Annotated in this window: 16 protein-coding genes; 12 read left to right on the top strand and 4 right to left on the bottom strand. The window is 64.0% G+C overall.

Translation table 11 applies throughout. The features are described from left to right. Positions 1 to 67 precede the first annotated feature (67 nt). Together EP237_RS14995 and EP237_RS14990 are read right to left on the bottom strand one after the other, a co-directional pair. Positions 68 to 1060, bottom strand: coding sequence for an ABC transporter ATP-binding protein (locus EP237_RS14995; RefSeq protein WP_127561706.1), 993 nt, complete (start codon positions 1058 to 1060; stop codon positions 68 to 70). After that, positions 1053 to 2060 carry an ABC transporter ATP-binding protein gene (locus tag EP237_RS14990; protein WP_127561705.1) on the bottom strand — a complete coding sequence of 336 codons (1008 nt, stop codon included), beginning with the start codon at positions 2058 to 2060 and terminating at the stop codon, positions 1053 to 1055. Before EP237_RS14990 ends, EP237_RS14995 begins: the two co-directional genes overlap by 8 nt. Positions 2061 to 2282: 222 nt before the next feature. Here EP237_RS14990 and argE point away from each other — a divergent pair, with 222 nt between their 5' ends. From argE to EP237_RS14960, 6 genes are all read left to right on the top strand, one after another. Continuing rightward, positions 2283 to 3446 (top strand): acetylornithine deacetylase, encoded by a 1164-nt coding sequence (gene argE / locus EP237_RS14985; RefSeq protein WP_127561704.1) that lies wholly within the window; start codon positions 2283 to 2285, stop codon positions 3444 to 3446. After that, positions 3443 to 4789 (top strand): NAD(P)/FAD-dependent oxidoreductase, encoded by a 1347-nt coding sequence (locus EP237_RS14980; protein ID WP_127561703.1) that lies wholly within the window; start codon positions 3443 to 3445, stop codon positions 4787 to 4789. Before argE ends, EP237_RS14980 begins: the two co-directional genes overlap by 4 nt. A gap of 101 nt (positions 4790 to 4890) precedes the next feature. Then, positions 4891 to 6060, top strand: coding sequence for a M20 aminoacylase family protein (locus EP237_RS14975; RefSeq protein ID WP_127561702.1), 1170 nt, complete (start codon positions 4891 to 4893; stop codon positions 6058 to 6060). A gap of 14 nt (positions 6061 to 6074) precedes the next feature. Further along, complete coding sequence (locus EP237_RS14970; RefSeq protein ID WP_127561701.1) at positions 6075 to 7247, top strand: M20 aminoacylase family protein; 1173 nt, start codon at positions 6075 to 6077, stop codon at positions 7245 to 7247. Positions 7248 to 7263: 16 nt separating this feature from the next. Next, the gene (locus EP237_RS14965; protein ID WP_127561700.1) at positions 7264 to 8427 is read left to right on the top strand and encodes a M20 aminoacylase family protein; all 1164 of its coding nucleotides are present in this window, start codon (positions 7264 to 7266) and stop codon (positions 8425 to 8427) included. Beyond that, positions 8388 to 9029 (top strand): SAM-dependent methyltransferase, encoded by a 642-nt coding sequence (locus EP237_RS14960; RefSeq protein WP_338068183.1) that lies wholly within the window; start codon positions 8388 to 8390, stop codon positions 9027 to 9029. Before EP237_RS14965 ends, EP237_RS14960 begins: the two co-directional genes overlap by 40 nt. Here the strand turns inward: EP237_RS14960 and moaA are convergent, their stop codons facing one another. Continuing rightward, entirely contained in the window at positions 9030 to 10040 is a 1011-nt protein-coding gene (gene moaA, locus EP237_RS14955; protein ID WP_127561699.1) for a GTP 3',8-cyclase MoaA, read from the bottom strand. It abuts the gene before it with no gap. Positions 10041 to 10114: 74 nt separating this feature from the next. Here moaA and EP237_RS14950 point away from each other — a divergent pair, with 74 nt between their 5' ends. Continuing rightward, positions 10115 to 10564, top strand: coding sequence for a D-galactarate dehydratase (locus EP237_RS14950; protein WP_127561698.1), 450 nt, complete (start codon positions 10115 to 10117; stop codon positions 10562 to 10564). A gap of 1 nt (position 10565) precedes the next feature. Further along, on the top strand, positions 10566 to 12179 hold the full coding sequence (locus EP237_RS14945; protein ID WP_164744719.1) for an AMP-binding protein: 1614 nt from the start codon (positions 10566 to 10568) through the stop codon (positions 12177 to 12179). Positions 12180 to 12550: 371 nt separating this feature from the next. On the opposite strand, the gene EP237_RS14940 is transcribed toward EP237_RS14945, so the two are convergent. Further along, entirely contained in the window at positions 12551 to 13834 is a 1284-nt protein-coding gene (locus EP237_RS14940; protein WP_127561697.1) for a DUF3422 family protein, read from the bottom strand. 300 nt (positions 13835 to 14134) lie between these two features. Here EP237_RS14940 and EP237_RS14935 point away from each other — a divergent pair, with 300 nt between their 5' ends. The 4 genes from EP237_RS14935 (at position 14135) to EP237_RS14920 (ending at position 19294) form a co-directional block, all read left to right on the top strand. Further along, entirely contained in the window at positions 14135 to 15709 is a 1575-nt protein-coding gene (locus EP237_RS14935; protein WP_127561696.1) for a Re/Si-specific NAD(P)(+) transhydrogenase subunit alpha, read from the top strand. A 13-nt stretch (positions 15710 to 15722) separates the two neighbouring features. Next, positions 15723 to 17156: an NAD(P)(+) transhydrogenase (Re/Si-specific) subunit beta gene (locus tag EP237_RS14930; protein WP_127561695.1), complete on the top strand. Its 1434-nt coding sequence runs from the start codon at positions 15723 to 15725 to the stop codon at positions 17154 to 17156. Positions 17157 to 17417: 261 nt separating this feature from the next. After that, positions 17418 to 18422 (top strand): inositol 2-dehydrogenase, encoded by a 1005-nt coding sequence (gene iolG, locus EP237_RS14925; RefSeq protein WP_127561694.1) that lies wholly within the window; start codon positions 17418 to 17420, stop codon positions 18420 to 18422. Beyond that, a complete protein-coding gene (locus EP237_RS14920; RefSeq protein ID WP_127561693.1) occupies positions 18419 to 19294 on the top strand; it encodes an SDR family oxidoreductase in 876 nt (291 codons plus the stop codon). The genes iolG and EP237_RS14920 overlap by 4 nt, the downstream gene beginning before the upstream one ends. Positions 19295 to 19370: the final 76 nt, after the last annotated feature.

The raw sequence follows: 19370 nt of genomic DNA, 5'->3' as shown, positions 1-19370 counted from the left end.
GTTCTCTCTCTCCTTATTGGTCTCTTGAGCTCTTGTGACCTCGATACGCCGCCGTTTTCCGGCGATCTCATTGGTTATACAGGTGGCAGGCAACGAAGCGGCCCGGTTCGATTTCGCGGAACTCTGGGTCTTGCTGCTTGCAAATATCCATGACTCTCGGGCAGCGGGTGCAGAAGTTGCAGCCCTGCGGCGGGTTCGACGGGCTTGGCACGTCGCCTTGCAGAATGATGCGGTTGGCTTCGTCATGGGCGGCCGGGTCGGGCTCGGGCACCGCGGACAGAAGCGCGACGGTATAGGGGTGCTTGGGATCGGCATAGAGCCCCTCGCGCGGGGCCAGTTCCACCACCTTGCCCAGATACATCACCGCCACCCGATCCGCGATATGGCGGACCATGGACAGGTCGTGGCTGATGAACAGGTAGGTCAGGCCAAGTTCGCCCTGAAGGTCTTCCAGCAGGTTTACAACCTGCGCCTGGATCGACACGTCGAGCGCGGCAATCGGCTCGTCGCAGACGATGAATTTGGGGTTCAGTGCCAGGGCGCGGGCGATGCCGATGCGTTGGCGCTGGCCACCGGAAAACTCGTGCGGATAACGGTTGGCGAAATCGCGGTTCAGGCCGACGGCATCCATCAGCTCGTAGATGCGGTCCAGCCGTTCGGCCTTGGATTTTCTGGTGTGTTCGCGCAGCGGTTCGCCGATGATATCGGCCACCGACATGCGCGGGTTGAGGCTGGCTTGCGGATCCTGGAACACCATCTGCATGACCGGGCGCATCTTGCGCAGATCGCCTTGAGACATGGTGGAAATATCGGTGCTGTCGACCTCGATGGTTCCGGCAGTCGGATCGTAGAGCCGCAGAACCGCCCGTCCGCAGGTGGACTTGCCGCAGCCGGATTCGCCGACAAGGCCGAGCGTTTCTCCCTCATAGATGTCGAAGCTGACGTCATCCACCGCCTTCACGTCGCCCGTATGGCGGCGCATCAGGCCGGTATGGATGGGGAAATACATCTTCAGCCCTTTGACCGAGACGAGTTTCTTGCGCTGAGAGGTGTCAAACATCGCGGGGGCCTCCGGTTTCGGGGTCCCAGAAACAGGCCACGTCATGGACCGGGCCAACGGAATAGCGTGTTGGATTTTCCCGTGAGCAGCGATTGAACGCCTGTTCGCACCGGTCTCGGAACGGGCAGGCCGTAGGGTGGGCGCGCAGGATCGGGGGCTGGCCCTCGATCACCTTCAGCCGGTCGGACCGCACGCCGCTGACATGCGGCACGGTTTTCAGCAGGGCACGGGTATAGGGGTGCTTGGGGTTGGCGAACAGCTCTCGCACCGGGGCATGTTCGACCACCTGCCCGCCATACATCACCAGCACGCGGTCGGCGATGCCGGCGATGACGCCGAGGTCATGAGTGATCCACACGACTGCCATGCCAAGCTTGTCGCGCAGGTCCTTCATCAGTTCGAGGATCTGCGCCTGAATGGTCACATCCAGCGCCGTGGTGGGTTCATCGGCGATCAACACCTTCGGGTCGCAGGCGAGCGCAATGGCGATCATCACGCGCTGGCGCATGCCGCCCGAAAACTGGTGGGGATAGTCCTTGAGCCGCCGCTCCGCATCGGGGATGCCGACCAGTTCCAGCAGTTCCTTGGCCCGCACGCGCGCCTTGGCCTTCGACATGCCCATATGCTTGCGCAGTGGCTCCATCAGCTGGAAGCCGACATTGAACACGGGGTTCAGCGAGGTCATGGGGTCCTGAAAGACGAACCCGATCCGGGCCCCGCGAACGGCGCGCAGCTGTTCATCGGTCGCGGTCAGCAGGTCCTGACCTTCAAACATGACGCCCGCACCGGTCACCACCGCAGGTGGGGCGGGCACCAGCCCGATGAGGGACATCATTGTCACGGATTTTCCAGAACCGCTTTCTCCGACAACGCCCAGAAGCTCCCCCGCCTTGAGGCTGAAGCTGACGTTGTTCACAGCGTGGACTTCCCCACGCCGGGTTTTGAATACGGTCTTGAGGTCCTTGACATCAAGGACTGAGGGCTGTGCCCCATCAAGCATCACCAGACGCTCCTCACCGGTTGGACATCGCCCCGCCTCTGCCGGGCGGGTGCGTTCATTCCCGTCACGGTATCAGGAATTTCCCCCCTCGCAAGCGCTTTGAAGATGACCTTGGGTTCGGTTTTGACCGTTCGGGCAAAATTTGAGCATTTGTCGGGGGTGGGCTTGACGGGCTGGCAGGCTAGGAGGAGGCTCTGGCGCGAAGCACAAAGGACCCTGCCCATGCCCGCCGAGATGACCTCACGCGACCTTCTTGAAAAGCTCGTTTCATTTCCGACAGTTAGCCGCGACAGCAACCTGGACCTGATTGACTGGGCAGAGACCTGGCTGACCGGGCTCGGGGCCCGCTGTTTCCGCGACTACAATGAGGATCGGACCAAGGCGAGCCTTTACGCCCATATCGGCCCCGACATCGAGGGTGGCGTCATTCTGTCGGGTCATACCGACGTTGTGCCGGTGGATGGGCAGAACTGGTCCACCGATCCGTTCACGGTAGTCGAGAAGGACGGAAAGCTCTTCGGGCGCGGCTGCTGCGACATGAAGGGCTTCGATGCGCTGGCCATGGCGGCGATGGCGAAAGCCGCGAAGCTGCCGCTGACCAAGCCCTTGCAGATATGCCTTTCCCGCGATGAAGAGATCGGCTGTACAGGTGCCCCACCGATGATCCGCCACATGCAGGGCACCCTGCCTAAGGCGCAATTGGCGATCATCGGGGAACCCACGATGATGCAGGCGGTGACCGGCCATAAGGGGGGAATCGGTTACGACACCCATCTGCGCGGCTTCGAGGTGCATTCATCCATGATTGACGATGGTGTCTCCGCGATCATGGAAGGCGCCAAGCTGATTGACTGGGCGAACAAGATGAATGACGAGAATCGGGCGAAGGTGCCGCAAGAGGGCGACGCGCTGTTCGATCCTCCCTTCACGACGCTGCATGTGGGCATGATCGAGGGCGGGACCGCCCATAACATCACCGCCAAGGATTGCCATTTCGTCATGTCCTTCCGCTGCGTGCCGGGCGAGTCCATGGACGATTGGGGTGCGCGATACGAGGCGGAAGTGAAGCGGCTGGAGGCGCAGATGCAGAAGGTGCATCCCTCCTGTTTCATCGCGATTGACCGCAGATGGGACGTACCGGGGCTGAAGCCCGAAGAAAACGGCCCGGCGGAGGAGCTTGTCCGCCGCCTGACCGGCGACAACGCCACCCACGTTGTCAGCTACGGCACCGAGGCCGGGCAGTTCCAGCACGGCGGCTATTCCGCCGTTGTCTGCGGCCCCGGTAACATCGCGCAGGCGCACCAGCCCGATGAGTTCATCACCATCGAACAGTTCGAGGCGGGGGAACGCTTCATGGACAAGCTGCTGGAGACGCTCTGCGAATGACGGTCTTCCCCCTTGGGCTGCACCGGCCCGTGGAACATGCCGGCCCGCTGCCAGATACGGCGGATGTGGTCATTATCGGCGGCGGTGTCATCGGGGTGATGACGGCCTATTACCTTGCCGAGCAGGGCCTGCGCCCCGTGGTCCTGGAAAAGGGACGGGTGGCAGCGGAACAGAGCAGCCGCAACTGGGGCTGGGTCCGCCAGCAAGGGCGCGACCCGGCGGAACTGCCGATCATGATGGAGGCGAACCGGCTGTGGACAGAGCTCGCCGCAGAGGTGGGCGAGGATCTGGGGCTCAAGCAATGCGGGCTGACCTATCTGGCCAGAAGCGAGGCCGAGATGGAGGGCTTTCAGGGCTGGCTCGACGAGGTGTCGGGATCAGGCGTGGACAGCCGCTTGCTCAGTGCCCGGGAAACAGCCGAGCTGCTGCCAGGCGGGCGGACGGCCTGGGCCGGAGCGCTGCATACGCCAAGTGACATGAAGGCCGAGCCGTGGATTGCGGTGCCTGCGCTGGCGCGGGCCGCCGTGCGCAAGGGCGCGGTGATCGTTGAAAACTGCGCCGCGCGGCTGGTGGATGTCGAGGGCGGCAGGGTCGCGGGCGTCGTCACTGAACAGGGCCGCATCCGCGCGCCCGAGGTGGTGGTCGCGGGTGGGGCGTGGTCGTCGCTGCTGCTACGCCAGCATGGGATCCGCATCCCTCAGTTGTCAGTCAAGGCAACGGTCGTGGCCACCAAGGCGCTGCCCGATGTGCATGGCGGCGGCGCGACGGGGCAAAGCCTTGCCTTCCGCAGGCGCGATGATGGCGGCTATACGCTGGCCAATGGTGGCTTTCACGAAATCTTCCTGGGTTGGGACGCATTCCGGCATGTGCCGAAATACATTCCCCAACTGCGCCGCGACCCCTGGGGGCGGGTCTACCACCCGCTGGCCCCGCGCGGCTATCCCGACGGCTGGTCCACCCCGCGCGTCTGGCGTGACGTGGACGAAACCCCGTTCGAACGCATGCGTGTCCTGAACCCTACACCTCACCGCAAAGTCGTCGCGCGCCTGCTGCGGGAATTCGGAAAGGAGTTTCCCGCCCTTGGCCGGGTCGAGGGTGCGCTGGCTTGGGCGGGAATGATCGATTCAATGCCCGATATCGTGCCGGTCGTGGACCGCGCCAGCAGCCTGCCGGGCCTGTCGATCTGCACCGGCATGTGCGGGCATGGCTTCGGGATCGGGCCGGGCTTCGGGCGGGTGATGGCCTCTCTGATCACCGGCGAGGCGGTCGGCCACGACCTGTCGCGCTTCCGTCTGTCGCGGTTCTCGGATGGGTCGCCCATCACGCTCGGCCCGGACATATGACGCGACGTGCCGTCAGTTTGGCGGTCTGCCCCCTTGCCGGGATTTGAACAATCGGTCAGGTTTCCCCTGACCCCATAATTGCTTTGGTAAGGAATCTGCGAATGCCCGTGAAGAATCGTCTTGCCGAATTGCTGCCCGAGATCACCGAATGGCGGCGCGACCTGCATGAGAACCCGGAGATTCTCTACGACCTGCCGCGCACCACGGCGCTGGTCGAGGAAAAGCTGAAGGCGTTCGGCTGTGACGAGGTTGTGCCCGGCGTGGGCCGGTCGGGCGTCATCGGCGTGATCAAGGGCAAGTCCGACAGCAAGGGCCGCGTGATCGGGCTGCGCGCCGACATGGATGCGCTGCCGATGGATGAAAAGACCGGGCTGCCCTATGCCTCGAAAACGGCGGGCAAGATGCATGCCTGTGGCCATGACGGGCATACGGCGATGTTGCTCGGCGCCGCGAAATACCTCGCTGAGACACGCAACTTCGACGGCACCGTTGTGCTGATCTTCCAGCCCGCAGAGGAAGGCGGGGCGGGGGGCAAGGCAATGGTCGATGATGGCATGATGGAACGGTGGGGCATCCAGGAGGTTTACGGGATGCACAACGAACCGGGCCTGCCAGTTGGCGAATTCGGCGTCAGTCCCGGCCCGATCATGGCCGCCGCAGATGAAATCGAGATCACCATCCGCGGTCGCGGCGGCCACGCGGCGCAGCCCCACAACGTGATCGACCCGGTGCCTGCCGCCTGCGCCACCGTCATGGCGCTGCAGACCGTGGCCAGTCGCAACGTGGACCCGATCAAATCCGTGGTCGTCTCGATCTGCGTGATGAATACCGAAAGCGCCGCGACCAACGTGATCGACGATTCCGTGCGCCTTGCCGGGACAGTCCGCACGCTGGACGAGGATGTCCGCGACATGGCCGAGGTGCGGATCATCGAGATCGTGAACGCCACCGCTGCCGCCTATGGCTGCACTGCTGAAATCCACTACCAGCGCGGCTATCCGGTGACCGTGAACCACGAGGAAAACGCCGAGATCGCCGCCGACGTGGCCCGCGCCGTGGCAGGTGACAGCCGCGTGCGCTATGGCCGTCCGCCACGTATGGGGGCCGAGGATTTCAGCTACATGCTGCGCGCCCGGCCCGGGGCCTTCATCAATGTCGGCAACGGCGACAGCGCCAAGGTCCACCACCCCGAGTACAACTTCAACGACGAGGCGATCCCCTACGGGTGCAGCTTCTTCGCCGAACTCGTCGAACGACGAATGCCCGCCTGACAGGAGCCCGCGCCATGCCCGTGAAGAACAGCCTTGCCGAGATGCAGCCCGAAATCGCGGGCTGGCGCCGCCACCTACACCAGCACCCCGAACTGATGTACGAGGTGCATGAAACCGCCGCCTTCGTCGTGGATCGCCTGAAAGAGATGGGCATTACCGACATCACCCCCGGCGTCGGCAAGACCGGCGTGGTCGCCGTGATCAAGGGCAAGACCGACACCAAGGGCCGCGTGATCGGGTTGCGCGCCGACATGGATGCGCTGCCGATCCACGAGGCGTCCGGCGTGGACTATGCCTCGACCGTGCCGGGGAAGATGCACGCTTGCGGCCATGACGGGCATACGTCGATGCTGCTTGGGGCCGCGAAATACCTGTCCGAGACGCGCAATTTCGACGGCACCGTTGTGCTGATCTTCCAGCCCGCCGAGGAAGGCGGGGCAGGGGGCAAGGCCATGTGTGAAGACGGGCTGATGGACCGGTGGGGCATTCAGGAGGTCTATGGGCTGCACAACATTCCCGGCCTGCCCACGGGGCAATTCGCGATCCGGCCCGGGGCGCTGCTGGCGTCCTCGGATGAATTCGAGATCGTGGTGACCGGCAAGGGCGGCCATGCCGCCGCGCCGCACCATGCGATCGACACGACGCTGGTCGCCGCGCAGATCGTGGTCAGCCTCCATTCCATCGTGTCGCGCAACGTCGATCCCATCAAACGCGTTGTCCTGACCGTGGGCACGTTCGAGACCGACAGCACGGCCTCCAACGTCATCGCCCATCGGGCGCGCCTGCATGGCACCGTCCGCACGCTCGATCCCGAATATCGCACCATGGCCGAGGAACGGGTGCGGCAGGTCGCCGAATCCACCGCCGCCGCCTTCGGCGCCACGGCGGAGGTGATCTGGACGCCGGGCTACCCCGCCACGATCAACCACGAGGAAGAAACCCGCCACGCGGCCGAGGCCGCTGCCGCCGTCGCCGGGCAGGTTATCGACAACGTGGATCCGATCATGCCCTCGGAAGATTTCGCCTACATGCTGGAAGAACGTCCCGGCGCCTATATCTTCCTTGGCAACGGCGACACCGCCATGTGCCATCACCCCGCCTATGTGTTCGACGATGACGCGATCCCCGCCGGGTGCAGCTTCTTCGCGGAACTGGTGGAACGCCGGATGCCGGCGACACAAGACTGAAACAGGAGAGACCCTAATGCCCGTCAAGAACCGCTTCGCGGAACTGCTGCCCGAGATCACCGAATGGCGACGCGATATCCATGAACATCCCGAGATCCTGTTCGAAACTCACCGGACCTCTGCCCTCGTGGCCGAGAAACTCAAGGACTTCGGCTGCGATGAAATCGTGACCGGGATCGGGCGCACCGGCGTTGTCGGCGTGATCAAGGGCAAGTCGGATACGAGCGGCAAGGTGATCGGCCTGCGCGCCGATATGGACGCGCTGCCGATGAACGAGGAAACCGGGCTGCCCTATGCCTCCAAGACGCCCGACGCCATGCATGCCTGTGGCCATGACGGACATACGGCGATGCTGCTCGGGGCCGCGAAATACCTGTCCGAGACGCGCAATTTCGACGGCACGGTTGTGGTCATCTTCCAGCCCGCAGAAGAAGGCGGCGGTGGCGGAAAAGAGATGTGCGATGATGGCATGATGGACCGGTGGGGCATCCAGGAGGTCTATGGCATGCATAACTGGCCGGGCCAGCCCGTCGGCAAGTTCGCCATCCGCTCCGGGGCGTTCTTTGCGGCCACGGACCTGTTTGAAATCACGGTGAAGGGCCGTGGCGGTCATGGCGCCAAGCCGCATGAAACCATCGACCCGACCGTGACCGCGGCGCAGGTGGTGACGATGTTGCAGACCATCGCCAGCCGCAATGCCGATCCGGTGGAACACATCGTTGTATCCGTCACCTCGATCGAAAGCTCCTCCAAGGCGTTCAACGTGATCCCGCAAAGCGTGCATCTGAAAGGCACCGTGCGGACCCTCTCGACCGCAATGCGCGATCTGGCGGAAACGCGGCTGACCGCCATCGCCGAACAAGTCAGCTCGGCCATGGGGTGCACGGCGGATGTCCGGTATCAGCGCAACTATCCGGTGATGGTGAACCACCCCGAGCAGACGGAATTCGCGGCAGAGGTCGCCCGCGCGGTGTCCGGCGATTGTGACGATGCCCCGCTGGTCATGGGCGGCGAGGATTTCGCGTTCATGCTGGAGGAACGCCCCGGCGCCTACATCCTCGTCGGCAATGGCGATACAGCGGCGGTGCATCACCCGGAATACAACTTCACGGATGAGGCGATTCCGGCAGGCTGCAGCTGGTGGGCCGAGATCGTGGAACGCCGGATGCCGGCGGCCTGACGCGCATGTGGGAAGATCGGTATCGCACGGCAGGGGAATATCTGTTCGGGACAGCCCCGGCGGGGTTCCTGACCGACAATCCCGGCTGGATCCAACCGGGGCAGCGCGCGCTTTGCGTCGCGGACGGTGAGGGGCGCAATTCCGTGCATCTCGCCGAACGCGGGTTGGAGGTCTCAGCCTTCGACATGGCCCCGACAGCGGTGGAACGGGGCCGGGCGTTGGCGGCTGCGAAGGGCGTGGTGGTGGATTACCACGTCTCGGACTGGGCTGGTTGGGATTGGACGCGGACCCATGACCTCGTGGTTGCGATCTTCATCCAGTTCGCCGACCCCGCCGCGCGGGTGGGCCAGTTCGCGGATCTGCGCCGTGCGGTGGCCCCGGGGGGCGTGCTGATGCTGCATGGATACACGCCGGAACAGGTCGACTACGGCACCGGAGGGCCGGGCAACCGGGCGCATATGTACACGCCCGATCTGTTGCGAGAGGCGTTCGGGGATTGGCAGGTGGAGCGACTTGCCGCCTATGAACGCGATGTTCAGGAGGGCCGGGGCCATTCCGGGCGCTCGGCCCTAATTGACCTGATCGCGCGCAAGCCCGGCTGATCAGCCGCCCGTGTGGCTCATGTGGCGGGTCATCTGGCCGTCCACCTTCTGCCGGGAATAGTCGAAGTCATGGCCTTTGGGCTTTAGCGCAATGGCCGCGCGAATGGCCTCTTCCAGCACTGTGTTGTCGGGGGAGGCCCGCAGGGGGGCGCGCAGATCGGCCATGTCTTCCTGACCGAGACACATGTAAAGCTCACCCGTACAGGTCAGCCGCACCCGGTTGCAGCTTTCGCAGAAATTATGCGTGAGCGGCGTGATGAAGCCGATCTTTTGCCCGGTGTCTTCGATGCGAACATACCGCGCGGGTCCGCCCGAGCGTTCTGCCAGATCGGTCAGCGTGTAGCGTTCCGCCAACCTTGCGCGCAGGTCCTTGAGGCTCCAATACTGGTCCAGCCGGTCTTCGTTTCCGAGATCGCCCATGGGCATGACCTCGATCCAGGTCAGGTCCATGTCGCGGCTTGCGCACCAATCCTGAATGGTGAACAGCTCCTCTTCGTTGAAGCCCTTCAGTGCCACCGCGTTGATCTTGACCCGCAGACCCGCCTTCTGCGCCGCGTCGATACCGTTCAGCACCTGCGGCAGGCGGCCCCACCGGGTGATGTCGGCGAATTTCTTCTCGTCCAGCGTGTCGAGCGAAATATTCACCCGCCGCACGCCCGCAGCATAGAGTTGATCGGCAAAGCGAGCGAGTTGACTGCCATTGGTGGTCAGCGTCAGCTCTTCGAGCGCGCCGCTGTCCAAGTGTCGGGTCATGGACTCGAAGAAGGTCATGATCCCCTTGCGCACCAGCGGTTCGCCCCCGGTAATCCGCAGCTTCTTCACGCCGAGCCGGATGAAGGTCGAACACATGCGATCCAGTTCTTCCAGCGTCAGAAGCTCCTTCTTCGGCAGGAACGTCATGTTTTCCGACATGCAATAGACGCAGCGGAAATCGCAGCGGTCTGTAACCGAGACGCGCAGATAGCTGATTGCGCGGGCGAATGGGTCAATAAGGGGGGCGGGTGTTTCCATACTGAGAAGGTAGTTTGCACGGGCAGGCGCGGCAAGCGTTGATGCGTGCGATTTTTGCGCCTAGGCTTTGCGTCATGACACAGATCATCCGCGCCCTTCTGGCCCTTGCCCTCGTCGCCTCGCTTGCCGGGTGCGGTGATGGGTTCCGCCCCCTGTCTTTCCTGAACCGCGACCGTGAGGCCAGCGCCGTGCCGCCCCCCTCGGTGGCCAACGAAACGGAAGCGGAGGAGGGCGCAGAAGAGACAGACGATGAGCCCGCTGCGGCCGCAGCCTCCGGCGTGCTTGGCACGACCGTGGCCTCTTTGGGCGACCCGACAGCGCCGGGGCTCTGGCTGGAAACGCCTTTGGTGACCACCGAAACAGCAGGCCGCTTGGAGGCTGAGAATGGCAACTCCGTCGAGGTCACCCTGCGCCCAAGCGGCGGCGAAGCGGGGTCCGGCAGCCGGATCTCTCTGATGGCGCTGCAGGCGCTCGGGTTGGGGTTGACAGATCTGCCGACGCTGACGGTCATCGCTGGCGGATAAAATGGACCGGCGGCTGTTCCGGGCCGAAGCCCGGTGGGAGGATCTGCGCGCGGGCTTTCACTGGGACATCCCGGAGCGGATGAATATCGCGCGGCTCTGCTGTGACGATTGGGCCGCGACGCGACCCGGTCAGGTGGCAATCATCCATATCGGCCAGGATGGCGACCGGCACGAATGGACCTATGGCCAGCTCAAGCCCGCTTCCGACGGGCTGGCCGTGGCATTGGCCGCAAATGGCGTGGGCAAGGGCGATCGGGTGGCTGTTCTGCTAGCGCAGCATCCCTTTGTGTTGCTGACCCATATGGCGGTGATGAAGCTGGGGGCCGTGGTGCTGCCGCTGTTCACGCTCTTTGGTGAGGATGCGCTGCGCTACCGCCTGTCGGATAGCGGCGCGAAGGCGGTGGTGACCGACCCCGCCAATCTGGATCGGGTGATGGCGTTGCAACCCGATCTGCCGGGGCTGGAGGTTGTGATCTCGACCGGGTCCGCGCCCGCGCCGGTTCTGTCTTTGCCCGATCTGATCGAGACGCCCGCGCGGGGATTTCTGGCCGCCGAGACGCTGGCCGAAGATCCGGCGATGATGATCTACACCTCGGGCACCACGGGCGACCCCAAGGGGGTGCTGCACGCGCATCGGTTTCTCTATGGGCATCTGCCCTGCATGGAGCTGAGCCAGGGCCTGTTCCCACGCGCCGGTGATGTGGGCTGGACGCCTGCGGACTGGGCCTGGATCGGTGGATTGATGGACATGGCAATCCCTTGTCTTTACTATGGAATTCCCCTGATCAGCCACCGCTTTGCGAAGTTCGAGCCGGAGGCGGCATACCGGCTTTTGGCGGCGGAGAAGGTGACGAATGCCTTCATCCCGCCGACCGCTTTGCGGCTGATGAAACAGGCCCCGGTGGGGCAGGGGCTGTGCCTGCGCGCGGTCAGTTCCGGGGGAGAGCCTCTGGGCGCGGATATGCTGGAATGGGGCGAAGCCCGGCTCGGGGCGGAGATCAACGAGCTTTACGGGCAGACCGAAGCCAACCTGATCGTGGCGGCTCGGTCTGCGATGATGACCCGCGTTCCCGGCGCCATGGGGCTGCCGGTGCCGGGGCATGAGGTGCGTTTGCTGGGACCGGATGACCGCGAGACAGGCGCGGGTGAGGTGGGCGAGGTCTGCCTGAAGATGCCCGACCCGGTGGCTTTCCTGCGCTACTGGAACAAGCCGGAAGCGACGGAAAAGAAAGTGAAAAACGGTTGGCTTCGGACCGGAGACCTGGCCACGCGCGGGGCCGATGGACAGATCACCTTTCACGCCCGCGACGATGACGTGATCACCTCTGCGGGCTACCGGATCGGGCCGTCTGAGATCGAGGCGGCGCTTGTGCGGCACCCGGATGTGCTGATGGCCGCCGTGGTGGGAGAACCCGACCCGATTCGCACGGAGATTGTCGTGGCGCATGTGGTCTTGCGGGATGGTGCGGACTGGGGCGGGATGGAAGAGGCGCTGAAATCCCTGGTGCGAGAGCGCGTCTCGGCGCATCTGGTGCCGCGCAAGGTGCTGCGCCGGGACAGCCTGCCGATGACCGCCACGGGCAAGATCATGCGCCGCGCCTTGCGGGGTCAGTGAGGCGCAAAACAGGGGGGTGCCATGCGTACACCCCCTGTACACCCCCCATACACCCCCTGTGCATACGGAATTGGGAATTGGCGGTTTGAGTACGTGTTGCTAAAAGCTTGGCGCAATCGTCTCCGAAGGTTGCGTTGCGTAATGTCAGCAGAGGCGCGACACAAAGATTTCGCCGCGCGTTCCGCGCGTCGATCCGGGAGCGGCCCTCGTCAGGCGCCTCTGGCGCCCTCCTTGGGCCGCGTTGCCACGGATGCGTTTGACGGGAGTCGCGATTCCGGGAGGGTGGAGCGGGTGGATGGGTCTGGATGCCTCCGGCGGAGGTATTTCTCGCCAAGATGAAAGGGAAGAGGCAGGCATGTCGCGGAGCGCGGTTAGTGCACCATCTTCTTGATGCGGCGGGTCATGAGCCAGACGGCGGCGATCACCGGCAAGACGAGGGCGGCGGTGACCCAGGGTTTTTCGATGCCGAATTCGTAAGCCACGGGGGCGAGCAGGTAGCTGAGCAGGCTGACCGCGTAGTAGCTGATCGCGACGACCGAGAGCCCTTCGACCGTTTCCTGCAGGCGCAGTTGCAGGGCGGCGCGGCGGTCCATGCTTTCCAGCAGATCCTGGTTCTGGGCAGAGCGGCCAACTTCGACCTTGGTGCGCAGAAGTTCACCGGCGCGGAAGGCGCGGTCGGTCATGGATCTGAGCCGCGTTTCGGTGCTTTTGACCGTCCGCATGGCGGGGTCAAACCGGCGCAGCATGAATTCGGCGAAGGTCTGGCGGCCCGCGAAGCGTTCTTCCCGCAGGATCTCGATGCGTTGCTGCACGATGGCCTCGTACGCGCCGGTCGCGCCGAAACGGAACGAGGCGCGGGACATCAGGTTTTCCAGATCGGTCGCATAGGAGAGCAGCTTGTCGAGCTGTTGATCTGGGGCGGTGCTGTCGCCGGTCATGTCGCGCAGGAGCGCCGAGAGGCCGCTGTCGATCTGGGCCATGCGGGCGTTGAGCTCACCCGCCTTGGGAAATCCGAGCATCGCCATGGCCTTGTAGGTCTCGATCTCGCAAAGGCGCTGGACGATACGACCGATGCGGGAGGGGCCGGCCTCTGGTCTCGGGAAAATGGCAAAGCGCATATGGCCTGCCGGGTCGATGCGGAAATCGCTGGCCAGCACCGCATTGCCGTCGAGCACCCGGTTGGCGGCGAGGCTTTCGGGTTCGAACCAGTCCTTGAGGCAGGTGGAGATGGCGTCATCATCCGCGATGCCTTCGGAAATGCGAAAATGGGCAGAGGTGATGCGTGGGCCGGGGGCGGTGGCCATCCAGTCTTCCGGAAAGAGATCCCAGATCGCGGAATCGAAGGGGCGGTCGCTTAACCCCTCGCCATGAACCAGGTAGGTCACGAATTCCGTGTGCTGTTCCCACTTGAGGTGGTAGCGCCCGAGCTTGCCGGAGAAATGCGTGGCTCCGGGCTTGGGGTGCTGCGCGTCGTAGCGGTCGAGCAGGGCGATCAGGTGGGCGCGGTCGGCATCACGGTCGCGGGCGGCGGCGTTCTTGACCGGTTTCAGGGCAATGATCGCGGCCTGGCTGCCATGCCGAATCGAGGGGAAGGGGCGGGCGTGCAGTTCATTCGCCAGGTCATAGCGCTGAGGGTGATCGGGGAAGCTTGGCATCGGTGGTCCTTTGGCGCGGTTGCCTAGCGATAGCCTGTTCACCGTGGTTTTCAACAATATTAAATTAATGAAATGAAGGGGTTGGGCGTGTGCAACGGTATACCGTGCGATCTAAGCCCCGCTGGGCGATGGACTTTTCCCGGCCGGAGGGTGACGCAGGGTCAGATGGTCGCGGGCGATTGGGGGGCTGCCGTGTCGTAAATGAGCCCTGCGGCGTCCATTCCGTTGTAGCCGGGGGCTGTGCACTGTAAAAGCGCCTGCAACGCCCGGGCAACGGGATTAAAGGGAAAGGGGATCAGTGTGAAGATAGGCGCTCCCAAGGAGATTGAAGCCGGGGAAAATCGCGTTGCGATGACACCGGACAGTGCCGTGCAGCTACAGAAATTGGGCTATGACTGCCTGATCGAGGCTGGCGCGGGCGAAAAGGCGGGATTTGCGGATGCCGACTACGAGGCGGCCGGTGTCAGCGTCGTGAAGACCGCGGCGGCGCTTTGGAAAGACGCCGACATCATCGCCAAGGTCCGCATTCCCAACGAGACTGAACTGAAGCGGCTGACTGCCGACAAGACGTTGATTTCCTTCTTCAACCCGGCGGGGAATGAAGAGGGGATGGAACTGGCCAAGGCCAAGGGCGCCAATGTGATCGCCATGGAAATGGTGCCCCGGATCAGCCGCGCGCAGAAGATGGATGCACTGTCCTCCATGGCCAATATCGCGGGCTACCGGGCGGTCATCGAGGCGGGCAACAATTATGGCCGCTTCTTCACCGGTCAGATCACCGCTGCGGGCAAGGTGCCGCCTGCCAAGGTGCTGGTGGTGGGCGCGGGCGTGGCGGGTCTGGCCGCGATCGGAACCTCCACGAGCCTTGGCGCGATCACCTATGCCTTCGACGTGCGGCCCGAAGTGGCCGAGCAGGTCGAATCGATGGGGGCGGAGTTCGTCTATCTCGATTTCGAGGAAGAGGCGCAGGATGGCGCGGCGACCGGCGGCTACGCCTCGGTACAGTCCGAAGAGTTCCGCAATGCGCAGCTGGCCAAGTTCCGCGAGCTGGCGCCCGAGGTCGATATCGTCATCACCACGGCGCTGATTCCCAACCGTCCCGCGCCGAAGCTGTGGACGGAAGACATGGTTGCGGCGATGAAGCCGGGCTCGGTCATCGTCGACCTGGCCGCCGAGCGGGGCGGCAACGTCGAGGGCACGGTGATGGACGAAAAGGTGGTGACGGAAAATGGCGTCACCATCATCGGCTACACCGACTTCCCGAGCCGCATGGCCAGCCAGGCCTCGACGCTCTACGCCACCAATATCCGTCACATGATGACCGATCTGACGCCCGAGAAAGACGGGCAGGTCGTGCACAACATGGAAGATGACGTGATCCGTGGTGCGACCGTGACCTATCAGGGCGAGATCACCTTCCCGCCGCCGCCGCCGAAGATCCAGGCGATTGCGGCGCAGCCGAAGAAGGAACAGCCGCGCGAGCTGACCCCGGCAGAGAAGCGTGAAGCCGAGGTTGCGGCCTTCAAGGCGCAGACCAAGAGCCAGGTGACGCTGCTGGCCGTGGGCGGCGGGCTGATCCTGCTGGCGGGGCTTTATGCGCCAGCCAGCTTCATGCAGCATTTCATCGTCTTCGTGCTGAGCGTCTTCGTCGGCTTCCAGGTGATCTGGGGCGTGGCGCATTCGCTGCATACGCCGCTGATGGCGGTAACCAACGCCATTTCGTCGATCATCATCCTGGGGGCCCTGATGCAGATCGGGTCGGGCAGCTGGCTGGTCATCCTGCTGGCAGGGCTCAGCGTGTTCATGGCCGGGATCAACATCTTCGGCGGCTTCCTCGTGACACGGCGCATGCTCGCCATGTTCCAGAAATCCTAAGGAGACTGAGGCAATGGAATTCGGATTCACGACGGCGGCCTATGTGGTCGCGGCGGTTCTCTTCATCCTCTCGCTCGGCGGGCTGTCTGGTCAGGAAAGCGCCAAGCGCGCGGTGTGGTACGGTATTGCCGGCATGGCGCTGGCGGTGTTCGCGACGTTGATCGGACCCGGCTCGGGCTTGTGGCTTCTGTCGGTCCTTCTGATTGCGGGCGGCGGTATCATCGGCTGGTACGTGGCCAAGAAGGTCGAGATGACCGAGATGCCACAGCTGGTTGCCGCAATGCATTCGCTGGTGGGCCTTGCAGCGGTGTTCGTGGGCTTCAACGCCCATTTCGAGCTGGTCCGCGTGCTGGGCATGGAGCCGGAGGCGCGCGAGGCGCTGACCGGGTTCGCCGAGCTGCTGGCGCACAAATCGGTGATCGAGCAGAACATCCTGCGGGTGGAACTGTTCCTGGGCATCTTCATCGGGGCGGTGACCTTCACCGGGTCGGTGGTGGCCTATGGCAAGCTGGCGGGCAAACTGACCTCTGCGGCGACCAAGCTGCCCGGCGGTCATGCGCTGAACGCGGGCGCGGCAGCGCTCTCGGTCATCTGCCTGATCTGGTACTTCAACTCGGGCGGCTTCTTCCCGCTCTTCATCATGACGCTGGCAGCCCTCTTCATCGGCTATCACCTGATCATGGGCATCGGCGGCGCCGACATGCCGGTCGTGGTCTCGATGCTGAACAGCTATTCGGGCTGGGCCGCGGCGGCGATTGGCTTCTCGCTTGGCAATGACTTGCTGATCGTTGTCGGTGCGCTGGTCGGGTCCTCCGGTGCGATCCTGTCTTACATCATGTGTAAGGCAATGAACCGGTCCTTCATCAGCGTGATCCTGGGCGGCTTCGGCGGCACCACGGGCCCCGCGATGGAGATCGAGGGCGAGCAGGTGGCGATTGACGCCGATGGCGTGGCGACGGCCCTCAATGAGGCCGACAGCGTGATCATCGTGCCGGGCTACGGCATGGCGGTGGCGCAGGCGCAATCGGCGGTGGCCGACCTGACGCGCAAGCTGCGCGCGGCGGGCAAGGAGGTGCGCTTTGCCATCCACCCCGTGGCGGGCCGTCTGCCGGGGCATATGAACGTGCTGCTGGCGGAAGCCAAAGTGCCCTATGACATCGTGATGGAAATGGACGAGATCAACGAGGACTTCCCCTCGACCGACGTGGTGATCGTGATCGGCTCCAACGACATCGTGAACCCGGCGGCGCAGGAAGATCCCAACAGCCCTATCGCCGGCATGCCGGTGCTGGAGGTGTGGAAGGCGAAACAGGTCTTCGTGTCGAAGCGCGGGCAGGGCACCGGCTATTCCGGCATCGAGAACCCGCTGTTCTACAAGGAGAACACGCGCATGTTCTACGGCGACGCCAAGGCCAGCATCGACTCGCTTCTGCCGAAGATCAGCTGAAGCCCGTCGAAATTGAAATCGGAAAGCCCCGAGGTTTAACCTTGGGGCTTTTTCTTTGGATGGGGGGCATGTCCGGGGTTGGGGATGCGCCCGATCCGGCGCACCTGCTGCGGAAGCGTTCCGGTCATGGGAGAATTCCATTCTCGTCACTTTTCCCGGCTGCCCGTGAGAGCCGCAATTCCAATCTGGACAAACCCTGCATTGTTGAGCGGCGGCTTTTTCGAGAGGCTGTCTTCGAAACGGATGTAAGGGAGGGGCGCGATGCTTCGCTTCGGAATAATCGGCACCGGTCGGATCGGCGACATGCATGCGCGTCTTGTGGCGTTGCAGCCCGATGCGCGTGTGACATGGTGCTATGACCTGTTCGAGGAAAGCGCCGCACGCACCGCCGCCGCCGTGGGGGCGCGGGCGACGACCGATCTGGATGCGTTGCTTGGGGCCGATGATGTCGACGCAGTGCTGATCGCCTCGCCCACCAATACGCATGTGGAAATGATCCTGCGTTCCGCCGAGGCGGGCAAGCCGATCCTGTGCGAAAAGCCGATCGACGTAGATATCAACAAGGTCGAAGAGTGCCGCGAGAAGCTGGCTGCCTTCGACGTTCCGCTTCAACTTGGTTTCAACCGGCGGTTCGATCCCAGCCACGCAGGCGTGCAAAAGGCCGTCGCGGCGGGCGAGATCGGGGCGCTGGAACTGCTTGTCATCACAAGCAGGGACCCGGGGCCTCCTCCCCCCCGGGCCATTCTGGAGGCCTGCGGCGGCCTGTTCCGCGACACCACGATCCACGACATGGACATGGCGCGGTTCGTCCTGGGCGAAGAGCCGGTCGAGGTGTTCGCGATGGCCGCGAACCGGGTTGACCCGATCTTCGCGGAACTGGGCGACGTGGATACCGCGATGATCGTGATGCGCACCGCATCGGGCGCGCTGTGCCATATCAACAATTCGCGGCGCACCAACTACGGCTATGACCAGCGGGTCGAAGCATTCGGGGCCGAGGGCATGGTGCGGTCCAACAACCACCGCCCGACCGAGGTGTCCCGCCACGGGGCGGGCGGGACGGCGACGAAGGACGAGTTGCTCTATTTCTTCATCGAGCGCTACCGTGCCGCCTACGAGGCCGAGATCCGCGATTTCATCGATCAGGTGACGGCGGGCAAACCGCCGAACGTGACCTTCGAGGACGGGCGTCGGGCGTTGCTTCTGTCCGAGGCGGCGCTGAAATCCTACCAGACCAACAAGCCGGTGGAGGTGAACTACGGATGACTGACTATCAAAGCCCCTATGGTAGTGCCGCCTATCACGCGGCTTCGGACAAGGACGTTCCTCTCGACCAGCAATTCGCGGGTAAGGTGGCGGTCGTCACCGGCTCGACGCAGGGGCTCGGCCTGACGGCGGTCAAGCTGATGCTGCGGCGTGGGCTGAAAGGTGCTTTGATCATGGGCCGGAAAGAGGCCGAGGGGCAGGCGGCGGCGGATGCGCTGACCACGCCTGACTGCCGGGTGGTCTATCACCGTGCCGACCTGACCGATCTGGACGATTGCCAGTCGATCCACGACCGCGCGATTGCCGAATTCGGCACCTATGACATTCTGGTCAATTCCGCCGGGATCACCGACCGGGGCGGCATTCTGGATGGCGACGCTCCGCTGTGGGAACGGACCTTTGCGATCAACGCCCGCGCGCCCTTCTTCCTGATGCAGAACGCCGCCAATCATTGGCGGGCAGAGGGCAAGCCGGGGGCCATTGTCAACGTGGCCACCATCACCGCCCATGGCGGGGTGCCGTTTCTGACGGTCTATGCCGCGTCCAAGGCGGCGCTTGTGGCCACCACCAAGAACGCGGCCTTTTCGCTGATGCGCGACGGGATTCGGGTGAATGCGCTGGCCATTGGCTGGATGGACACGCCCGCCGAGGACATCACGCAGAAGACGTTTCACGACATGCCCGATGGCTGGCAGGCCGAGGCGGGCAGGCAGTTGCCTGCTGGCAGGCTGTTGAACATGAACGAGGTCGCCCGCTGGATCGCCCACCTGGCCAGTGACGAGTCGGGCATCATGACGGGATCCGTTCTCGATTTCGATCAGGGGGTTATCGGCTGCTACGAGGCGACGCCGATCCCCGCGAAACCGGGCTGACGGGGGCTGTCCGGTTCCAGACTGGACAGAACTCGACACGACCGGGGCAGGCAGCAGGCCTAGACTGAGCAGACGA

It is taken from the genome of Nioella ostreopsis (genome assembly GCF_004000255.1).
In the GTDB taxonomy this organism is placed as follows: domain Bacteria; phylum Pseudomonadota; class Alphaproteobacteria; order Rhodobacterales; family Rhodobacteraceae; genus Nioella; species Nioella ostreopsis.
Note: the sequence above shows the minus strand (reverse complement) of the source record. Positions and strands in the feature narration are given on the sequence as shown.

Bases quoted from the DNA above. Each gene is read 5' to 3' on its own strand.
- EP237_RS14945 (WP_164744719.1), top strand. From the start codon at position 10,566: ATGGACCGGCGGCTGTTCCGGGCCGAAGCCCGGTGGGAGGATCTGCGC.
- EP237_RS14995 (WP_127561706.1), bottom strand. From the start codon at position 1,060: ATGTTTGACACCTCTCAGCGCAAGAAACTCGTCTCGGTCAAAGGGCTG.
- iolG (WP_127561694.1), top strand. From the start codon at position 17,418: ATGCTTCGCTTCGGAATAATCGGCACCGGTCGGATCGGCGACATGCAT.
- argE (WP_127561704.1), top strand. From the start codon at position 2,283: ATGCCCGCCGAGATGACCTCACGCGACCTTCTTGAAAAGCTCGTTTCA.
- EP237_RS14920 (WP_127561693.1), top strand. From the start codon at position 18,419: ATGACTGACTATCAAAGCCCCTATGGTAGTGCCGCCTATCACGCGGCT.
- EP237_RS14975 (WP_127561702.1), top strand. From the start codon at position 4,891: ATGCCCGTGAAGAATCGTCTTGCCGAATTGCTGCCCGAGATCACCGAA.
- moaA (WP_127561699.1), bottom strand. From the start codon at position 10,040: ATGGAAACACCCGCCCCCCTTATTGACCCATTCGCCCGCGCAATCAGC.
- EP237_RS14940 (WP_127561697.1), bottom strand. From the start codon at position 13,834: ATGCCAAGCTTCCCCGATCACCCTCAGCGCTATGACCTGGCGAATGAA.
- EP237_RS14965 (WP_127561700.1), top strand. From the start codon at position 7,264: ATGCCCGTCAAGAACCGCTTCGCGGAACTGCTGCCCGAGATCACCGAA.
- EP237_RS14970 (WP_127561701.1), top strand. From the start codon at position 6,075: ATGCCCGTGAAGAACAGCCTTGCCGAGATGCAGCCCGAAATCGCGGGC.
- EP237_RS14930 (WP_127561695.1), top strand. From the start codon at position 15,723: ATGGAATTCGGATTCACGACGGCGGCCTATGTGGTCGCGGCGGTTCTC.
- EP237_RS14980 (WP_127561703.1), top strand. From the start codon at position 3,443: ATGACGGTCTTCCCCCTTGGGCTGCACCGGCCCGTGGAACATGCCGGC.
- EP237_RS14950 (WP_127561698.1), top strand. From the start codon at position 10,115: ATGACACAGATCATCCGCGCCCTTCTGGCCCTTGCCCTCGTCGCCTCG.
- EP237_RS14990 (WP_127561705.1), bottom strand. From the start codon at position 2,060: ATGCTTGATGGGGCACAGCCCTCAGTCCTTGATGTCAAGGACCTCAAG.